The sequence below is a fragment of the Cytobacillus sp. MT66 genome (assembly GCF_058792595.1).
On sequence record NZ_JBXAFB010000011.1, the window covers coordinates 119,279 to 140,095 of the forward strand.

General features: G+C 39.9%; 17 protein-coding genes. 1 reads left to right on the top strand and 16 read right to left on the bottom strand.

The window, feature by feature from the left end:
- Positions 1-3: 3 nt before the first annotated feature.
- Both AC1Q59_RS18605 and hemA read right to left on the bottom strand, forming a co-directional pair.
- The gene (locus AC1Q59_RS18605) at positions 4-837 is read right to left on the bottom strand and encodes a cytochrome C assembly family protein (protein ID WP_492367358.1); all 834 of its coding nucleotides are present in this window, start codon (positions 835-837) and stop codon (positions 4-6) included.
- A gap of 14 nt (positions 838-851) precedes the next feature.
- Positions 852-2,198: a glutamyl-tRNA reductase gene (gene hemA / locus AC1Q59_RS18610; RefSeq protein WP_492367359.1), complete on the bottom strand. Its 1,347-nt coding sequence runs from the start codon at positions 2,196-2,198 to the stop codon at positions 852-854.
- A gap of 259 nt (positions 2,199-2,457) precedes the next feature.
- Here hemA and AC1Q59_RS18615 point away from each other — a divergent pair, with 259 nt between their 5' ends.
- Entirely contained in the window at positions 2,458-2,943 is a 486-nt protein-coding gene (locus AC1Q59_RS18615) for a LiaI-LiaF-like domain-containing protein (protein ID WP_492367360.1), read from the top strand.
- 111 nt (positions 2,944-3,054) lie between these two features.
- Here the strand turns inward: AC1Q59_RS18615 and AC1Q59_RS18620 are convergent, their stop codons facing one another.
- The 14 genes from AC1Q59_RS18620 to ilvC form a co-directional block, all read right to left on the bottom strand.
- Positions 3,055-3,792: an amino acid ABC transporter ATP-binding protein gene (locus AC1Q59_RS18620; RefSeq protein WP_492367361.1), complete on the bottom strand. Its 738-nt coding sequence runs from the start codon at positions 3,790-3,792 to the stop codon at positions 3,055-3,057.
- Positions 3,793-3,808: 16 nt separating this feature from the next.
- A complete protein-coding gene (locus AC1Q59_RS18625; protein WP_492367362.1) occupies positions 3,809-4,456 on the bottom strand; it encodes an amino acid ABC transporter permease in 648 nt (215 codons plus the stop codon).
- Positions 4,457-4,520: 64 nt separating this feature from the next.
- Positions 4,521-5,339, bottom strand: a complete 819-nt coding sequence (locus AC1Q59_RS18630; RefSeq protein WP_492367363.1) for a transporter substrate-binding domain-containing protein — start codon at positions 5,337-5,339, stop codon at positions 4,521-4,523.
- Between the two features lie 337 nt (positions 5,340-5,676).
- Positions 5,677-6,258, bottom strand: coding sequence for a ribosome biogenesis GTP-binding protein YihA/YsxC (gene yihA / locus AC1Q59_RS18635; RefSeq protein ID WP_492367364.1), 582 nt, complete (start codon positions 6,256-6,258; stop codon positions 5,677-5,679).
- Positions 6,255-8,582, bottom strand: coding sequence for an endopeptidase La (gene lon / locus AC1Q59_RS18640; protein ID WP_492367365.1), 2,328 nt, complete (start codon positions 8,580-8,582; stop codon positions 6,255-6,257). The genes yihA and lon overlap by 4 nt, the downstream gene beginning before the upstream one ends.
- Positions 8,583-8,799: 217 nt before the next feature.
- On the bottom strand, positions 8,800-10,467 hold the full coding sequence (gene lonB / locus AC1Q59_RS18645; RefSeq protein ID WP_492367366.1) for an ATP-dependent protease LonB: 1,668 nt from the start codon (positions 10,465-10,467) through the stop codon (positions 8,800-8,802).
- 141 nt (positions 10,468-10,608) lie between these two features.
- Entirely contained in the window at positions 10,609-11,874 is a 1,266-nt protein-coding gene (gene clpX, locus AC1Q59_RS18650) for an ATP-dependent protease ATP-binding subunit ClpX (protein WP_492367367.1), read from the bottom strand.
- A gap of 409 nt (positions 11,875-12,283) precedes the next feature.
- Positions 12,284-13,573: a trigger factor gene (gene tig / locus AC1Q59_RS18655; RefSeq protein WP_492367368.1), complete on the bottom strand. Its 1,290-nt coding sequence runs from the start codon at positions 13,571-13,573 to the stop codon at positions 12,284-12,286.
- Between the two features lie 160 nt (positions 13,574-13,733).
- Positions 13,734-14,759 carry a tetratricopeptide repeat protein gene (locus tag AC1Q59_RS18660; protein WP_492367369.1) on the bottom strand — a complete coding sequence of 342 codons (1,026 nt, stop codon included), beginning with the start codon at positions 14,757-14,759 and terminating at the stop codon, positions 13,734-13,736.
- A gap of 165 nt (positions 14,760-14,924) precedes the next feature.
- Positions 14,925-15,518, bottom strand: a complete 594-nt coding sequence (gene leuD / locus AC1Q59_RS18665; RefSeq protein ID WP_492367370.1) for a 3-isopropylmalate dehydratase small subunit — start codon at positions 15,516-15,518, stop codon at positions 14,925-14,927.
- Positions 15,519-15,533: 15 nt separating this feature from the next.
- Positions 15,534-16,949 carry a 3-isopropylmalate dehydratase large subunit gene (gene leuC / locus AC1Q59_RS18670; RefSeq protein ID WP_492367371.1) on the bottom strand — a complete coding sequence of 472 codons (1,416 nt, stop codon included), beginning with the start codon at positions 16,947-16,949 and terminating at the stop codon, positions 15,534-15,536.
- 98 nt (positions 16,950-17,047) lie between these two features.
- Entirely contained in the window at positions 17,048-18,160 is a 1,113-nt protein-coding gene (gene leuB / locus AC1Q59_RS18675; protein WP_492367372.1) for a 3-isopropylmalate dehydrogenase, read from the bottom strand.
- 91 nt (positions 18,161-18,251) lie between these two features.
- A complete protein-coding gene (locus AC1Q59_RS18680) occupies positions 18,252-19,793 on the bottom strand; it encodes a 2-isopropylmalate synthase (protein WP_492367373.1) in 1,542 nt (513 codons plus the stop codon).
- On the bottom strand, positions 19,780-20,802 hold the full coding sequence (gene ilvC / locus AC1Q59_RS18685; RefSeq protein WP_492367374.1) for a ketol-acid reductoisomerase: 1,023 nt from the start codon (positions 20,800-20,802) through the stop codon (positions 19,780-19,782). The genes AC1Q59_RS18680 and ilvC overlap by 14 nt, the downstream gene beginning before the upstream one ends.
- Positions 20,803-20,817: the final 15 nt, after the last annotated feature.

Sequence of the window (20,817 nt, forward strand, 5' to 3'; positions counted from 1 at the left end):
TATTTATGAATACCAAAAATGAAAAGATGATAGCTTCCCAAAGAGGAAGAAATTTATTAACACAATTAAAAAGGACCCCACATTCCATAGCGCTAGATTCTTGCCAGTCAACCCTCTGCCGACTTTCATATACAGATAAATGCTATATACCGACAAAACGACAAACGAGCCAATAACTTTGGAATCATACCAGGTCATGTCCGGGATTTTAATAAACGCCCACTGTAATCCTAAAATTAAACTTATCATCAGCATAGGAACCCCGATAACATTTAATACATAAGACATTTTATCCAGCTTTGACAGATCCGCAAGCCGCAGAAGACGGGATCCCCATTTTTTTCTTTTTAATAAATCATATTGAATCAAATACAACAGTGAAAAAACAAATGAAAGCGAAAACGCTCCATACGAGAGCAAAGCGACTGTAATATGAATCAGCAGCAGTTCAGAGATCATCTTTTGCGCCATAACATGTGATTCATATTGGACTGGCGCAAACGTATGAATGGCCAGAATGATAAACCCAATGACATTTGTAAAAAAAACAATAAAATCCACCTTTAGAAAACGGTTGATCACTAATGACAGGGTAATAAGAACCCAGGCATAAAAATAAAGGCCTTCAAAAATTGTAAGGACCGGAAATCTTCCTGTTTTCAACATGTACAGAAAAAGAAAAATCGTTTGTAATGCCCATACAAACGCAAGTAACCAGAAGGCAATCCTGTTTGCCTTCCGGTTAGAAGTTTGAAAATCAATAAAATATAATAGGACGCAAACTGCATAAATAACAACTGTAAATTCATGAAGACGCGTCATATAAATATCCGACATGGACAGTACTCCTTTTACGATTGAAAGGAAGCCTGTGAGCTATGAGCTAAAGAAACCTTGGATTCGGGCGCTTGTTGATGTTGCCGCTCAGATACAAGTTCTTCGATATTAAAAATTTTCATAAATAATTCTAATGACTTATCTGCATCTTTACGTCCAGCCATTTCCTTGGCTTGTAAAATCGGATCTTTTAATAATTGATTTATGATGCTTTTTGTATGTTTATTTAATACCTTCTTTTCGCGTTCACTCAAGTTAGGCAGCTTTCTTTCAATACTTGTCATCGTTTCAGCTTGAATTGCAAGGGCTTTTTCACGCAAAGCAGAAATGACTGGCACAACCCCAAGCAAATTCAGCCATTGGTTGAATTCAACTATTTCTTTTTCGATCATAAGCTGTATTGTCTCTGCTGCCTTTTTACGTTCTTGAAGATTGGCTTCAACAATGCCTTCAAGATCATCGATATCATAGAGGAATACATTATCCATCTCAGCTATCGCTGGATCCAAATCACGCGGAACCGCAATATCAACCATAAATAGCGGCTTGCCTTTTCGCATCTTTTCAACGCCTGCCATCATCGCTTTCGTTACAACGAAGTCTTTAGCACCTGTTGAACTTATAAGAATATCAGCTTCTGTTAAGGCACTTTGAAGCTCTTGAAGAGTCTTAGCTTGTCCGTCATAACGGCCTGCTAAATCCATCGCCTTTTCAAAAGTGCGGTTAATGACAGTTACTTTGCTTGCCCCGTTGGCATGAAGATTTTGAATCGCTAGCTCTCCCATTTTTCCGGCACCGAGAATAAGGACATGCTTATTTTCTAATGAACCAAATATCTTCTTAGCTAGTTCTACAGCTGCATAGCTTACAGACACAGCATTGGCGCCAATTTCTGTTTCTGAATGGGCACGTTTTGCCAGAGTCACAGCTTGCTTAAATAGCTGATTGAAGACAGTTCCTGTTGTTTGCTGCTCCTGTGCCTCAAGAAAACTTGTGCGAACTTGTCCTAAAATTTGCGTTTCCCCAAGTACCATGGAGTTTAGCCCGCAAGCAACATTAAATAAATGTTCAATCGCATACTCTTGCTCGTAAATAAACAAATAAGGAGAAAACTCCTCTTTTTCTATTTGAAACCATTCTGATAAGAAGTCTTTAATATAATATCGTCCAGTATGAAGCTGATCCACAACCGCATAGATTTCAGTACGGTTGCACGTAGAAATAATCACATTTTCCAAGATGCTTTTTTTATCCTTTAATTGGTTCATGGCATCTGAAATTTGTGATGGATTAAATGTTAAGCGTTCACGTATTTCTACTGGGGCTGTTTTATAATTAAGACCGACAACCATTATATGCATGTTTAAATAGGCACCCCCATAATTGCGCACTGTGATACAACAATTGTAACATTTTTGTTAAATTTATTTCGTTCAAAAATGTGAACAGTTCATGAAATCAGTATGGTAAAATAATCATTGTTTGGTACAATGCTGTATCGGTGACATATTTTTATAGTAACTTTATCCCGTTTTTACTTTATTCGATAAAATTCTCCCATATGTACATTAACAAAAAAACGGTACTGGTTCAAGTGCCCAGTATTTTGGCGGTGATACCATGAAAAATACGCGAATTATGCCAGGGTTTATTCTCGTCAGCTTTGGTATTTATTTTTTCCTGCAGCAGCAGAATATACTGCTTTTCCAAAGCTTTTTCACGTGGCCTACCCTATTAATGATTGTCGGTTTAGCATTTCTGTTTCAAGGATATGGAGCAAAGGATTACCAAGCGATTCTTCCCGGTGTGATTTTAACAGGCTTTGGGCTGCATTTTCATGTAGTGAATCGTTTGGACATATGGCCAGATCATATTGGTGTCTTTATTCTCATTATTGCCCTAGGTTTTTTGCTTACACATCAAAAAACCGGTTCTGGTTTATTCCATGGCGTGCTATTTCTTATTCTTGCCTGTCTGCTTCTTTTTTACGACCGCATCATTCATTGGTTCGGTTTTCTTGAAAACGGCGTCTTGGAGGCCTGGAAATTTTGGCCAGCCATTCTCATCCTTGCCGGCGTCTACCTCCTATTTATAAAAAGAAAATAGGGGTCAGTCCCTTCGGTGCGTTAAAGCACCGGGGGACTGACCCCCGCTTCGTTAACGCTTTAAAGTGTTGGGGGTCAGTCCCCCATCTCTTTAAAGCGCTAAATGCTGCATTTATAATACGGAATCTAGGAAGCTTCTGGTTCGTTCTTCTTTTGGGCTGTTGAAGAGTTCGTCTGGGTGTCCGACTTCGACGATGCGTCCGTCATTCATATAGACAACCCAGTCAGCGACTTCCTTAGCAAAGCCCATTTCATGAGTAACGACAACCATTGTCATTCCCTCTTTGGCCAGCTCTTTCATTGTTTCAAGGACCTCTCCGACTAATTCAGGATCGAGGGCTGAGGTCGGCTCATCAAACAGCATGATATCAGGCTTCATTGCCAGTGCCCTTGCAATGGCCACGCGCTGCTTTTGTCCGCCTGAAAGCTTGGCAGGGAACACTTTTTCTTTATCAGAAAGCCCCACCTTTTTCAATAACTCTCTTCCTTCCTTGATCGCCTGTTCTTTCGGAACCTTTTTTACGTGGATTGGAGCCTCAATCACGTTCTCAAGGACATTTTTATGGGGAAATAAGTTAAAGTGCTGAAAAACCATGCCTACTTTTCCTCTAACCTCATTAAGATCATGGGTTTCTTTTTCTACTCGCTCTCCGCCAATAATAATGTCCCCATTGTCTTTAAACTCAAGAAAATTAATGCATCTGAGCAGCGTGCTCTTACCGGATCCACTTGCTCCAATTAAACAGACTACTTCACTTTCCTTCACCGTCATATCTATATCCTTTAACACATGCAGATCTCCAAATGATTTATTTAATTTCTTAACCTCTATCATAACCGAATCACTCATGGAATCATCTCCTTCCTTAATTTGTGCGCGCCATTCTCTTTTCAATTAAACCAACAATTATAGAAAAGAATAGAACCAAGATTAAATAATACACCGCTACAATTAATAAATAACTCATATAATCATATTTGAGTGAGCCTTGCGTGGTGGCTACATTAAAGAGTTCGTACATTCCTATAAATGAAGCGAGTGAGGAATCCTTTAAGGCGATGATGAACTGATTGCCCAATGAAGGAAGTGCTCTGCGGCTTGCTTGAGGAAGGATGATTCTTCTCATGGTCAGCCCAACTGTCATTCCAAGTGAACGCCCGGCCTCCATCTGCCCTTTATCAATGGACTGGATGGCACCCCTGAAGATTTCTGCGATATAGGCGCCGTTATGAAAGGCCAAGCCCAGAACAACAGCCATGAAATCTGAAATGTGCAATGAGGTCAAACCAAAATAAAAAATAAAAATTTGTACAACTAGCGGGGTTCCACGTACTAGAAAAATATAAATATCCGCTATCCATTCAAATACCTTTATATTTGATATTTTTAAAAAGGCAAAAAATAAACCTATAAAAATAGCAATTAAAATTGAAATAATAGTTAATTCAAAGGTTAATAGCATCCCTTTTAAGAATATGGGAGCTGAATCAATAAATTTTGTCCAAAAGTCCATAAGCCTGCCTCCTTAATGTCTGTAAAAAAAATGGGACGAATGTTATTGCATTCGCCCCGCATCATTATTCTTTATCTGGATCAACAGTTATATCTTCACCAAAATACTTATTGCTGATCTCCGTTAATGTTCCATTCTCACGCAGCTTTTCTAGTGCCTTATTTACTTTTTCAAGCAATTCTTCCTTGTCTTTTCCAATTGCTATAGCCTGTTCAGTTCGGCCAAGCAGCTCTTTGCCTGCTATTTTCATACCAGCACCCATTGCTTCTTTTCCAGTAACAAAATCGGTAATAACAGCATCATGCTTACCTTTGCTTAGTGCCTCAAGCGCAACAACGTCACTATCATAAAACTTTATATTATTAGTGACCTTCTGGGCATCTTCGGTATAAGTAGTGCCTTTAGAAACGGCTATTTCCATGTCCTTTAAATCATCAAGTGTTTCAACAGTGCTATCTGGGCGAACAAAAATCTGCGGCCCTGAATAGTAATATGGTGTTGAAAAATTAACCGCCTCTAAACGCTCTGCTGTAATTGCATGACTAGCCACAGCCGCATCAAAACGTCCTGACTTTACACCCTCAACAATACCGCCAAATTTAAATTTATGCTGTACGGGTTCAAGACCAAGCTCTTTAGCGACAGCTTCGGCCACATCAATATCAAAGCCTGTCATTGTACCGTCATCATTCGTTACACTAAACGGCTTAAATTCACCCGAAGTGGCGAAATTGAACTTGCCATCTTCCACAAGATTAAGGCCGCTTTCAGTTGATTCCTTTCCATCGTCTTTTGAACCTTCTGTTATAGTCTGCGATGAACCGCAAGCAGCCAGCATTAATATGACTATTAATAAAAATACTCCTTTTGAAATATGTCTCACTAGATTAAATTCCCCCTCTAATCTCTCTTCATTTTTTTATACCTTTTAACCTTAACACACGAAATGAATATTCCCAAAATTCGTTTTTTGTGAATATTTACGGTATTTCATGATATAAAAGGATCACAACAGTTGACCTTTGGTATCCTCCCATTTCATCGGGGATCCTGCCATCTCCTCTGTATTCCTTCCATTTCGACAACATTTTTAACATAATTTTACATTTTTTGTTGATCACTTCAGATAAACCACACCACGTTTCTATTATTTACAAAACAAAAAAAGGACCAGCTTCCGCTAAATTCGGAGGCTAAGATCCCTTTAAAAAAGTTTTTTTTTACATAAAGCTATGCAATACCGACCATGCTTCATCTTTTCCCTGTCCAGTTTCTGAGGAAAATAAAATCAGCGTATCGTTTGGATCAAGATCCAAAGTTTCCTTTACTATTTTAATATGCTTTTGCCACTTTGACTTTGGCACTTTATCCGCCTTTGTTGCAATGATTATACATGGAATTTCATAATGTTTTAAGAAATCATACATCATGACATCATCACTTGAAGGGGGATGGCGCAGATCAACGATTAAGACAACAGCTTTAAGCTGCTCTCTTTCTGTTATATACGTTTCAATCATTTTCCCCCAGGCTTCACGCTCCTTTTTCGATACCTTGGCATATCCATAGCCTGGAACATCAACAAAATAAAAATCTTCATTGATTAAAAAGAAGTTTAGCGTTTGCGTTTTGCCTGGTTTTGAGGAAGTTCTGGCAAGACTTTTACGATTTAGCATTTTATTAATAAATGATGATTTCCCGACATTGGATCTGCCGGCAAGTGCGAACTCCGGCAGAACCTCCTCGGGATATTGACTTGGCTTTACAGCACTGATGATAATTTCGGCTGATTGTATCTTCATACTTGCCCACCCTCAGCTAGTGCATGTTTTAGCACTTCATCGACATGGGAAACAAGAACAAATTCCAATTCTTCACGGACGCTTTCAGGAATATCATCAATATCCTTTTCATTGTCCTTTGGCAAGATGATTTTAGTCAGACCTGCACGATGAGCGCTTAAGGATTTTTCCTTTAGGCCGCCAATTGGCAGAACACGCCCTCTTAAAGTGACCTCGCCTGTCATCCCTACCTCTTTTCGGATTGGTTTGCCTGATAGCGCCGAAACTAAAGCCGTTACCATCGTAATACCTGCAGATGGTCCATCCTTTGGAACAGCCCCTTCAGGCACGTGAATATGGATATCGTATTTTTCATGAAAATCTGGGTCAATTCCTAACTCCTCTGCTTTTGATCGGACATAGCTGAATGCAGCCTGGGCAGATTCCTTCATGACATCTCCGAGCTTGCCTGTCAAAACAAGCTTGCCTTTTCCAGGAGATAAAGAAACCTCAATTTGCAGTGTATCGCCGCCGACCGTTGTATATGCAAGTCCTGTGGCCACGCCAACTTGATCTTCAAGCTCAGCCTGACCATAGCGAAAAATAGGCTTGCCTAAAAATTCCTCAATATTCTTTTCAGTGATGACAACTTTTTTCTTTTCACCGGAAACAATGATTTTAGCGGTTTTACGGCAAATAGAAGCAAGCTGTCTTTCCAGCCCGCGGACTCCTGCTTCTCTTGTATAATAGCGGACAACTTTCTGTATGCCATCATCCCTAATCTGCAGCTGCGTCTTTGAAAGGCCATGCTCTTTAATTTGCTTTGGCAGCAGATGGTCCTTAGCAATGTGGATTTTCTCCAGTTCTGTATATCCGGCAATGGAGATAATCTCCATCCTGTCGCGAAGCGGTCCCGGAATTGTGGCCAAATCATTGGCCGTTGCGATAAACATCACCTTTGATAAATCGTATGGTTCCTCAATGTAATGATCGCTAAAATTATGATTTTGCTCAGGATCTAAAACCTCCAGCATAGCCGCAGATGGATCTCCGCGAAAATCATTCGACATTTTATCAATCTCATCGAGTAAAAATACCGGATTAATCGTTCCGGCTTTCTTCATACCCTGGATAATTCGTCCTGGCATGGCGCCAACATAGGTCCTGCGATGACCGCGTATCTCTGATTCATCCCGGACACCGCCAAGCGAAACGCGGACAAAGTTCCTGTTCATAGAAGTCGCAATGGATTTGGCCAGGCTTGTTTTACCTACCCCAGGAGGTCCGGCGAGGCATAGAATTGGCCCTTTAAGCGAGTTGGTCAGCTTTTGCACGGCTAAATATTCAAGAACGCGCTCCTTTACCTTTTCGAGACCATAATGATCCTCATTTAAGATGCGCTCAGCCTTTTGTATATTTAAATCATCTTCTGTCGCATTTGACCATGGCAGGGAAATAAGCCATTCAATATAGTTCCGAATCACAGCACTTTCTGCAGAACTGGAAGGTATTTTATCATATCTGTCCAATTCCTTCAGAGCCGCCTTTTTCGCATGTTCTGGCATGCCAGCCTTTTCGATCTTTTCTGTTAAGGCTGCAATCTCGCCAGTCTTACCTTCTTTATCGCCAAGTTCTTTTTGAATGGCCTTCATTTGCTCGCGCAAATAATATTCCTTCTGTGTCCGTTCCATTGATTTCTTAACGCGCTGGCCAATTTTCTTCTCAAGGTTTAAGACTTCTTTTTCGTTATGAATAATTTCAATAACCGAGTTCATTCTGTCCTTTACATCATAGGTTTCCAGAATTTCTTGCTTTTCTTTTAACTTAAGCGGCAAATGGGAGGAAATAATGTCTGCCATTCTCCCCGGTTCTTCAATATCCGATACAGCAGAATAGGTTTCCGCTGAGACCTTTTTTGATACCTTTATGTACTGTTCAAAATACTCAAGCATGGTTCTCATTAGTGCCTGATCTTCAACATCTTTCGTTTCTGGCTCATCATATACGGCAATATTTACCTCATAATGTGTTTGTTCGTCCTTAAAATCAACAACTTCTGCCCTATTAAGGCCTTCAACTAGCACACGAATAGTCCCATTTGGGAGCTTTAGCATCTGCTTCACACGTGTTAATGTACCGATTTTGTATAAGTCCTCTTCAACCGGCTCATCGATTGACATGTCTTTTTGAGTGGTAAGAAATATTAAATGGTCATCTACCATCGCTTTTTCAAGTGCCTGTACGGATTTATCCCGGCCAACATCTAAATGAAGGACCATTGTTGGATAAACTAGCAAACCCCGAAGCGGCAGGAGGGGGACGTTGATTTCTAACTTTCTCGCCAAAAAAAGCACCTCCAAACATACATTTTGCTACTATTTTCTTTGTACAATTCTATCTTATTTATGAAATGGTGTCTAATTTTAAAGTGTTTGGCTAAACCAAGCCGTTGATTTCAGCGAAGATCAACTGTGTTTTATATCAATATTGACTGTTAACAATGCCCTCTGCAAAAGAAAAACTTCGGCCTTCGCATCACGTGCAGCCGAAGTTCATCACCATTTAGATGCTTTCTTTCTTGGCTAATTCAATTGAAGCTGTGATGGATTGCTCTTGGTGAAAATCTTTGATTAAAGCATGTTCAAATACTTCGTTTAAATGATCAACTGGAATAATGTTAATTCCTTTTATTTCGTTTAGTATCGACTGCATATTTTCACGGGGAATAATCACTGTCCTGGCACCAGCTTTTTTAGCTGCTTTCACTTTCGGGTAAACCCCGCCGATTGGCTTCACATTGCCATGAATGCTTATTTCTCCAGTCATCGCTACCGTATTATCAATTGGAGTCTTATAAATGGCAGAATAAATGCCTGTTGCCATCGCTATTCCTGCGGAAGGCCCATCGATCGGTATACCCCCAGGAAAATTAACATGAATGTCAAAATCATTAGCTGGGACGCCCATGGAGCGTAAGACAGTAATGACATTTTCAATTGAACCCCGAGCCATACTCTTTCTGCGAATTGATTTTCCTTGGCCGCCAATGCTTTCTTCTTCAACAATACCAGTTATATTAATGCTTCCCTTTTCCTTGGCCGGTATAGCTGTAACCTCTATTTCCAAGAGTGCTCCAGAATTAGGGCCGTAGACTGCCAATCCATTTACAACCCCAATTTCTGAATTAGGGTTTACCTTTCTTTCAAGTCTTGGCGACAGCTGACTTGATTGAATGACCCACTCAATATCCTCATCTTTTATGTACGAGCGCTCTTCCGTAATGGCCAATCCTGCCGAAATTTGGATAATGTTTACTGCCTCACGACCATTCCTGGCATAGGAAGATAAAGTATTTAAGGCATTGCTGCTGATCTCAAGATTAACTTTTTCTGCTGCCTTTTGTCCAACAATCGCGATTTCCTCTTCTGCTAATTCCCTAAAAAATACTTCCATACATCTTGACCGGATAGCAGGGGGTATTTCGTTAGGAGTTCTTGTTGTAGCCCCAATCAGCCTAAAATCTGCAGGTAGCCCATTCTTAAAAATATCATGGATATGATTGGGAATTTGCGTATTTTCTTCATTATAATAGGCACTTTCAAAAAAGACTTTTCGATCTTCTAATACTTTTAGCAGCTTGTTCATTTGAATGGTATGAAGCTCGCCAATTTCGTCAATGAAAAGCACACCACCATGAGCGTTTGTTACTGCCCCTTGTTTTGGCTGCGGAATTCCTGCTTGGCCCATGGCACCTGCTCCCTGATAAATTGGGTCATGGACCGAACCAATTAGAGGATCGGCAATGCCTCGTTCATCGAAACGTGCTGTTGTGGCATCTAGCTCAATGAAAACGGATGAAGGTTTAAAAGGAGATTTCGGCGTTTTCTTTGCCTCTTCCAAAACCAGCCTTGCAGCTGCTGTTTTCCCCACGCCAGGCGGCCCATAGATAATGACATGCTGTGGATTCGGACTGCATAAAGCTGCCTTCAACGCTTTAATTCCATCTTCTTGTCCAACAATATCAGCAAAACTAGATGGGCGAACTTTTTCTGCCAAGGGCTCAGTTAAAGAGATGGATCTCATCTTTTTCAATTGATCCATTTCTTTTTTTGATTCCCGATCAATTGATACTTTTTGTGTCCGCTGGTTTCTGAGCAAATTCCAAAAATATAGCCCGATCACAATGCCAAAAAATAATTGTATAAATAAAGCGATCCCCGTCCAACTCATACTTTTCCCTCCTGCATTATAGTTCTCGCTGATAATGCTAGTATCTCCCTCTAATTGTGGGAATAAACAATATTTGAGTTAAAAAGCAACAGGATAAACGGGGGAAAGTCAAAAGCCGAACCACAATGGTTCGGCTCTTTATTACGCAGATGTTTTTGTCTTTTCGTCAATAACAGTTCCATCTTCCAGGAATAGCTTTGGAGAGGAATTATTCACAACGGTTTCTTTTGTTATTATGCATTTCTTAATGTCCTCGCGTGAAGGCAGATCAAACATAACATCAAGCATGATCCCCTCAATAATAGAGCGAAGACCGCGTGCGCCTGTTTTTCTTTCAATGGCCTGCTTAGCAATTTCTTTAAGGGCATCCTCTTCAAACTCAAGCTCAACCCCATCAAGCTCAAGCATTTTTTGATATTGCTTAGCAAGCGCATTCTTAGGCTTTGTTAAAATTTCTATCAATGCCTCTTCATCCAGCTGTCTTAGGCTGGCAATGACCGGAAGCCGGCCAATGAATTCAGGGATCAAACCAAATTTTAATAAGTCCTCCGGAAGGATTTTTCCTAATAAATCCTTTTGCTCGACTTCGCTTTGCTTTGGATCGGAACCAAATCCAATCACCTTTTGCCCAAGGCGACGCTTAATAATTTGCTCGATGCCATCAAAAGCTCCACCACAAATAAACAAGATATTTGTTGTGTCAATTTGAATAAACTCCTGATGAGGATGTTTGCGTCCGCCTTGTGGAGGAACACTTGCAACAGTTCCCTCTAAAATCTTTAACAAGGCCTGCTGAACACCTTCACCTGAGACATCTCTTGTAATGGATGGATTTTCAGACTTTCTTGCTACTTTATCAATTTCATCAATATAGATAATGCCTTTTTCAGCCTTTTCCACGTCATAATCGGCAGATTGAATAAGCTTTAAAAGAATATTCTCCACGTCCTCACCGACATATCCAGCTTCAGTCAGAGAAGTTGCGTCTGCTATCGCAAACGGCACATTCAGAATACGTGCTAAAGTCTGTGCTAGAAGTGTCTTCCCGCTTCCAGTTGGGCCAATCATAACGATATTGCTTTTAGATAGCTCAACATCGTCTATTTTGCTGTTGGAATTAATACGCTTGTAATGATTATAGACAGCAACGGAAAGAGATTTCTTCGCCTGATCCTGTCCAATAACATATTCATCAAGGATATCCCTAATTTCAGCTGGTTTTGGCACATCCTTAAATTCAACTTCTTCCTCCGTACCAAGCTCTTCTTCCACAATTTCTGTACAAAGCTCTATACATTCATCACAGATATATACACCTGGTCCTGCAACCAGCTTGCGTACTTGATCCTGTGTCTTGCCGCAGAAGGAACACTTTAATTGTCCCTTTTCGTCGTTAAATTTAAACAAATCCTTCACCCCTTGAAAAAACTAACTTATATAAAATTGCGGATCATATGCAAAAAGGTATTTTTTTAATTTTCTTTATTCTTCTTTCTTAGTCAACTGCAACGTTAGTCAGCGCTTTCACTTGAAGTTGTATTATCGATTGTAACATAGTCTTCTAATTAACTGGAAATAAAAAGTCTTCGCTTTTCGTAAAAATATATGTATGTCTTATTGCATAGAGGATCCGCTAAAACCAAAACGGACTTCTCATTCAGCTTAACCATATTTGATCAAGTTAAGTCGAGTAATTTCTGTAAAAAACTTCATATGTATATGTATATGCTATCTATTATGTTTATAAAACAAGGCACGATAAGATCGCGCCTTGTTAATGATAAATGGTATATTGCAGCTTCTGTTAATTTAAAAATTATTTCTCAACAGTTTTGCTGTTTTCTACTAAGAAATCAATTGCTTTTTTGATTTTAAGTTCAGACTTAAGTCCGTTAAGATCTCCAAGAGCCTTTTTAATGCTGTCAACAGTCATATTATACATTTCTGCCATTTTGCCAAGCTCTTCATTTAGATCCTCTTCTGTTGCATCAAGGTTCTCTGCATTCGCAATCGCTTCAAGAGTTAAGCTTGTACGCACGCGATTTTCAGCTTCTTCTTTCATTTGCTCACGCAATGCATTTTCATCTTGACCAGAGAATTGGAAGTAAAGATCAAGGTTCATACCCTGCATCTGTAAACGCTGGCCAAACTCGTCAACCATGCGGTTTACTTCATTTTCAATCATAACCTCTGGAAGGTCGATTTCTGCATTTGCAGCTGCTTTTTCGATAACAGCATCTTGTACAAAATGCTCTGCTTCATGCTTTTTATCGTGTTCAAGGCGTTCTTTCACTTTTGCTTTTAAAGCATCTAAAGTTTCAACTTCTTCATCAGCATCTTTTGCAAATTCGTCATCTAATGCAGGAAGTTCTTTTGTTTTTACTTCATGTACAGTAACTTTGAATACTGCTGGTTTACCAGCTAGTTCTGCAGCATGGTATTCTTCAGGGAATGTTACTTCAACATCTTTAGACTCCCCTGCAGCAGCTCCAACTAATTTCTCTTCAAATCCAGGAATAAATTGTCCTGAACCAAGCTCAAGTGAGTAGTTTTCAGCTTTTCCGCCTTCAAATGCCTCACCATCAACAAAGCCTTCAAAATCGATAACAACGGTATCGCCATTTTCAGCTTTGCCTTCTTCTTTAACAACAAGCTCAGCTTGTTTTTCTTGCATAGATTTTAATTCATTTTCAACATCTTCATCAGTTACAGTTGTATCAAATTTTTCAACTTCAAGGCCTTTATAATCACCTAATTTAACTTCAGGTTTAACAGTAACCTTTGCTTTTAGGATTAGGCTCTTGCCTTTTTCAATTTGTTCAACATCGATTTCTGGACGGTCAACTGGATCAATCCCAGTTTCCTCAATTGCTTCTGCATACGCATTTGGAAGCAGATAGTCAATAGCATCCTGATATAAAGATTCCACGCCGAAACGCTTTTCAAACATTCCGCGAGGCATTTTTCCTTTACGGAAACCAGGAACATTAATTTGTTTAACTACTTTTTTGAATGCAGCATCTAAGCCCTCATTAACCTTTTCTGCATCCACTTCAATTGTTAGGACACCAACGTTCCCTTCAAGTTTTTCAAATTTTGCAGACATATGAATACTTCCCTCCAACAATCTATTATCAATTCATTCGAAACGAATTGTATTGATACAGCTCGTTTTCCAAGCATTATCATTTTTTACTAAATAAATACCATTCACATAGTACAACCATTATATTATAACATAATGACCCTTTCTTTCAACATTGAAGCTAAAAATTGGAGAATGAAATTTCTTCTAGCCTTCTTAATGATTCCACGCCTTGCTTAACCTCTTCTTCCATGGCCACATTGAGCACTGACTCTTGAAATTGTATTCCTTGATATTCTGCTGCCAGCCTGATGTAGGCTGATGCCCATATCGCTTCATCAAAACGCTCAAGATTGAAAGGATACAGAATAAAGAAATGCCTCATAACTAAACTATGTATATGCTCTAAAAGAATGGGGTCTTCATGCTCAAGTCTGCTGCTGACTTCTGACATTAGCCTTTGAAGCTGGGGCTGCTCATTCAGAGCTGGCAGCTCTGATGGATTAACTAGATGTCTTCTGCCGAGCTTCTCAACCATGATTTCCCTAGTAATTTCATGTTCTGTCAATACATTTAATAGTAATGTTTTGAAAAAAGGATCTCCATCTTGTCCTTGAAGGTATTCTTTGATTTCCTCAAAGTAGGGATTTATATTTAGCTCCGCCAGTTTTGAGGCGATTTGTATTTGCTCTTGCTGATTCTTGATAGAGGATAGTTCTAGTCTGTTAACTATTGAAGTTTCAGCAAATTCCGGTTCCTTTTCGTCGACTTCCACTTTCGTCTCTGCCATTTTTCTGCTGAACTGCAGCATCTGGCTGAAATACTCGTATTTTTCCTTTGGTATTTCTCTTTCTTCTAATAGGGCCTCAATGGTTGTAACAATTTCATCATATTGATGAAGCTGGACAAGGATCATCAAGTAGAGATCCATCACTTCATTATAATTGCCAATGCCCTTTTGCAGCATTTGCACAGCAATGTTTTTGGATTTTGATAATAAGCCTGATTCAAAATAGGAAAGGATAAGACCAATATGTATATCGCTATTTTCGGGATCCAATGCTAAAGCCTGTTCAAAATAGGTAATGGCGCCGGTGAAATTTTTTTGTTGTAAACATTCCTGTCCCTTATCCAGAAGTTTTTTTTCCAGGTTGGGAAAAAGGATGATTTTTTCATTTAATTTTTTTCGATCCCTTTTTTTCGCCATGTTTTTCGCCTCTATTTTCTCATTTTCTTTAGTAAGTTTAGCATGGACAAAGGGAAATAACAAAAAGATTCACAGGAGCTCCTGTGAATCTTTTTGTTGCATACCTGTTGATTGCAGAGGAAATCGCTTCGCGCTTTTGCTGCAAATCAACAAAAAATAGCATTATTACGAATGAATTGCTTCCTTCTTTTCAAAAGCTGCAATTTTATCTTCTAACTGCATAGTAATTTCGATTTCATCCCAGCCGTTCATTAGCATGGTTTTCCAGTACTTATTGATAGGGAATTTTGTAGAGAAGCCTTTTCCATCTTCTACTGTTTCATTTTCCAAATCAATCGTCAACTCGATAGGCTCATTTTTCGCTTCAGATAATAGATAGGAAACTTCTTCTGGCTTTAAAATGATTGGAAGTAAGCCGTTCTTCAAGCTGTTTTGATGAAAAATATCTGCAAATGAAGGAGCGATAATAGCTTTAAAGCCGTAGTCCAATAATGACCATGGTGCGTGCTCCCTTGATGATCCGCATCCAAAATTTTCATTTACAATTAGAATGGATGCTCCCTGATTCTCAGGAAAGTTTAGTTCAAAATCAGGATTTAGCACACCCTCTTCTTTAAAACGCCAGTCATAAAATAGAAATTGTCCAAATCCAGTCTTTTCAATTCTCTTTAAAAACTGCTTTGGAATAATTTGGTCTGTGTCTACATTCGCACGATCAAGCGCTGCTGCTTTCCCTTTAATACTTTTGATTTCGCTCATTGTTTTCCCCTCCTCTTATTGTACCGTTTCGGCATTCATCATTTCTCTGACATCAACAAAACGTCCATTGATTGCCGCTGCTGCTGCCATTAGCGGGCTGACCAAGTGCGTTCTAGCACCAGATCCTTGACGGCCTTCAAAGTTTCGGTTGGAGGTAGATGCACAATGCTCTCCTGGCGGAACAATGTCATTGTTCATACTTAGGCACATGCTGCATCCGGAGTCTCGCCATTCGAAGCCGGCTTCTTTGAAGATCACATCCAAGCCTTCTGATTCAGCCTGAGTTTTAACAGCTTGAGATCCTGGAACAACTAGTGCCCTTACATTTGAATGAACCTTGCGTCCCTTGGCCACTTCTGCAGCCTGGCGAAGGTCCTCTATTCTTGAGTTCGTACATGAACCAATGAATACATGCTGAATCTGAATATCTTCTATTTTTTGGCCTTCTGTAAGGCCCATGTAGGATAGTGCACGATCAAGTGATTTTCTTTCAACCTCTGTTTGACAGTCATTTAGGGTTGGAATAGAATCACTAATTTTCGCTGTCATTGATGGATTTGTTCCCCAGCTTACCATTGGAGCAACATCTGCTGCGTCAATTTCAATCACAGTATCGTATGCTGCATCCTCATCCGATGCAAGCTGTTTCCATTTCTCCACTGCTGCTTCAAATTCTTCTCCCTTTGGAGCAAATTTTCTGCCCTTAATATAAGAGAAAGTTGTCTCGTCAGGGCTGACAAGGCCAGCGCGTGCTCCGCCCTCTATGGACATGTTGCAGATGGTCATTCTTTCTTCCATGGACATATTTCTAATCGTATCTCCACAGTATTCAATGACATGACCTGTACCAAAATCTATGCCATATTTAGCTAGTACATATAGAATAACGTCTTTAGCTGAGACGCCTTTATTCAATTCACCGTTAATTTCTAGCTTTAACGTTTTTGGTTTTGCTCTCCAAATGCTTTGAGTAGCCATTACGTGTTCGACTTCACTTGTCCCAATTCCGAAGGCAATGGATCCAAATGCACCGTGTGTGGATGTATGGCTATCACCGCAGACAATTGTCATTCCTGGCTGAGTTAAGCCAAGCTCAGGTCCGATAACGTGAACAATTCCCTGATCCGGACTGTCAATACCAGCTAATTGAACGCCAAATTCCAAACAGTTTTTTTCTAATGTTGTCATTTGATTTAAGGCTATTTCATCTTCAATAACATAGCGGTTATCTGTAGGAATATTATGGTCCACTGTTGCAAATGTTTTATCCGGTCTTCTAAGCTTTCTATTTTTCATTCTTAAACCGGAGAACGCTTGCGGTGATGTGACTTCATGCACTAGATGAAGATCCACATACAATAAATCAGGCTTACCTTCCTCTTGATGGACTAAATGATTTTCCCAAATTTTATCAATAATAGACTTCCCCATTTATATTCCTCCCTTAAAAGAAACACACGGCCTAACCAGGCCGTGTATTTATGAAATGTACTGCCTAGCTCTTAGCCCCAAGGCAAGGAGCTGAATTCTTATGCGTATGCGCTCATGATGTGCATGATTGCTTCATTATCAAGTAAAGTTGCTTTAACTTCCTCGATCATTTCAGTAGTTGAAACCTTTGTTTTACCGTCGGACATGATATCGCCTGTTCTAAATCCTGAATCAAGAACCTGGTTAACTGCCTGCTCAACAGCGTCAGCTTCTTCTCTCATACCAAAGGAGATACGAAGCATCATTGCAGCCGATAGGATTGTTGCTAATGGATTTGCAGCGTTTTTCCCGGCGATATCTGGTGCAGAACCATGGATTGGTTCATATAGATATGGTCCGTTCTCAGATAAACTTGCTGAAGGAAGCATTCCTAATGATCCAGTTAACACTGAAGCTTCATCACTTAAGATGTCGCCAAACATGTTCTCTGTTACAACAACATCAAATTGGCTTGGCTTTTTGATCATCTGCATGGCTGCATTATCAACAAGCATATGCTCTAGGGATACCTCTGGGTATTCCTTGGAGATTTCTTCTGCAACTTCTCTCCACATTCTGCTTGATTCCAGCACATTCGCCTTATCAACGGAAGTCACCTTGCCTTTGCGGTCTTTAGCAAGATCAAAGGCTAATTTGATTACCCGTTTCATCTCTTCTTTTTGATAGAATAATGTATCAACTACCGCTTCTTCTCCATCCCTTACAGTACGTTCGCTAGGCTTACCGAAGTATAGGCCGCCTGTTAATTCCCGAACCATTAACATATCTACACCTTCGATAAGGTCTTTCTTCAATGGAGAAGAATCTGCTAAACTTTCAAAGAAGTTTGTTGGTCTTAAGTTGGCGAAAAGATTTAATTCTTTACGGATTTTCAAAAGTCCCCGCTCTGGACGAAGGTGTGCCGGCTGACTATCCCACTTTGGTCCGCCAACAGCTCCAAGTAAAACCGCATCGCTTTGCTTGCAAAGTTCTACTGTTTCATCAGGCAGTGGATTACCGATGGCATCAATTGCTTCTCCGCCAATTTTCCCAAATTGAAAGTCAAACTGATGACCAAAACGTTCACCAACAGCTTGTAATACTTCAATCGCTCCATTAACCACTTCTTTGCCGATTCCATCTCCTGGTAGTACTGCGATACGCTTTTTCATTGAAATCCCTCCGTTGTTGTTATATTTGAATGTGAATAATTGGAATGTATTTGAATAATTTACAGATTTATCAGTCAATTCACTTTGTTAATTATTGTGTCAAACTAAGCTCTTTGCCAAAGTTATTCATATAAATAACTCTATTAATAGCGTTCAGGTAAGCATTTGCTGAAGCTTCCAAAACGTCCTGGGCCAAGCCTCTTCCTGTTGTTTCTTTATCGAGGTATTTCATTTTTACAAAAACTTCAGCAAGGGCATCTTTGCCTGCTCCAACTGATTGAATTCGATAATCTAATAGATCAATAGAACCTTTAACACACTTATTAAGGGTATTGTATAATGCTTCAATACTTCCCGCTCCAGTTGCTGCATCCTGAATCGTTTGATTATCAGAGTCTGTTAAAACTACTGTTGCAGTAGGCACTTGGTTAGTTCCATATTGAATTTGGATGTGCTTAAGCTCATAGAAGCGAACATCTTTTGATGTTTGTTCATCCAATACTAATGCAACGATATCATAATCATTTAACTCTTTTTTGCGATCCGCTAATTCTTTAAATTTAACAAACAGCTTATTAATCTCTTCATCAGGAACACTTAAGCCAAGCTCGTTTAGGCGGTTTTTAAATGCGTGTCTGCCTGAATGCTTGCCAAGCACCAATGAATTAGACTGAACTCCAACCAACTCCGGAGAAATAATTTCATAGGTTGTTTTTTCTTTAAGAACACCATCTTGATGAATGCCTGATTCATGTGCAAAAGCGTTTTTACCGACAACTGCTTTATTAGCTGGTACAACCATTCCAGTAAGCTTGCTTACAAGACTGCTTGTGCGGCTAAGCTCTTTAAGGTTTAAGCGTGTTTCAGCCTTATAAAAGTCTTTTCTTATATATAATGCTAGGGCAATTTCTTCAAGCGCTGCGTTACCAGCTCTTTCCCCAATACCATTGATTGTACCTTCAACCTGTGTTGCCCCATTTTCAACCGCTGCTAGTGAATTCGCAATAGACATCCCAAGGTCATCGTGACAGTGCGTTGATAATGCTACCTTATCAATAGAAGGAACATTTTCCCTTAGGTATTTGAAAAGCTTTCCATACTCTTCAGGTGTGCCATAGCCAACTGTATCTGGAAGGTTAATTACATGTGCTCCTGCCTGTATAACCTTCTCTACGATTTCTGCCAGGTAAGGAAGCTCCGTTCTTGAAGCATCTTCAGCTGACCACTGAATAATCGGAAACCTTTTAGCAGCATATTTAACCGTCTCAACTGCCGTTTCAATTACCTGTTCCTTAGTAAGTCTTAGCTTATAATCACGATGGATTGGTGATGTTGCTAAAAAGACGTGAAGTCTTGGTTCCGCTCCGCCTTTTAATGCTTCCCATGCTGTATCAATATCAGAAATAACGCTTCGTGCAAGTCCAGTTACAGAACAATTTCTGATGGTTTGTGCAATAGACTGAACAGAAGCAAAGTCGCCTTTTGAGGCAGCTGGAAAGCCTGCCTCAATAATATCGACATTTAATCTTTCCAGCTGTTTTGCTATCTCCATCTTTTCAGAATGGTTAAGGTTGACACCTGCAGATTGTTCACCATCTCTTAAAGTCGTATCAAAGATTTTAATTTTTTGCACTTGCCACCACTTCCTTTTTCTTATTGTTATTTACAAACGGCATCATCTTTCTTAGCTCTCTTCCAACCTGTTCGATCAAATGCTCATTTTCGCGAGCGTTGATTGCATTGAATACAGGACGGTTAGTTTGGTTTTCTAAGATCCAGCCTTGAGCAAATTTACCTTCTTGGATATCTTTAAGAACTTCTTTCATTTCCGCTTTTACTCTGCTGTCAACAATTCTTGGACCAGTTACAAAGTCTCCCCATTGAGCTGTATCAGAGATAGAGTAGCGCATACCACCCATTCCGCCTTCATACATAAGGTCAACAATCAGCTTTAGCTCGTGCAGTGTTTCGAAATAAGCTAGTTCTGGCTGGTAACCCGCTTCTACTAAGGTTTCAAAACCTGCTTTTACAAGTGCAGTTAATCCGCCGCAAAGTACAGCCTGCTCACCGAAAAGATCTGTTTCTGTTTCTTCTTTAAAAGTTGTTTCAAGCGCTCCAGCTCTTAATGCGCCAATTGCTTTTGCATAGGCAAGTGCAAGCGTTCTAGCTTCTCCAGTAACATCCTGATGGATGGCAAACAGTGCAGGTACACCAGCATCCTGTTCATATGTTCTTCGTACTAAATGTCCTGGACCTTTAGGTGCAACTAACAACACATCACTATTTGCCGGCGGCACGATTTGGCTGAAATGAACATTAAATCCGTGTGCAAACATTAGTGCTTGATTTGTTAAATTTGGCTCAATTTCTTCCTTATATACTTTTGTCTGCTGCTCATCTGGAAGAAGGATCATTACAACGTCTGCTTGTGCTGTTGCTTCCCCTACTGAATAAACTTGGAAACCATCTTCCGCTGCTTTTTCCCAAGACTTTCCTTTGCGTAGTCCGATAACTACATCAACACCGCTGTCTCGCATGTTTTGTGCATGTGCATGGCCCTGTGAACCGTATCCGATTACTGCTACCTTTTTTCCGTTTAAGTATGATAGATCTGCGTCTCCGTTATAGTACATTTTTGCCATTTTAATCTCCCTTTC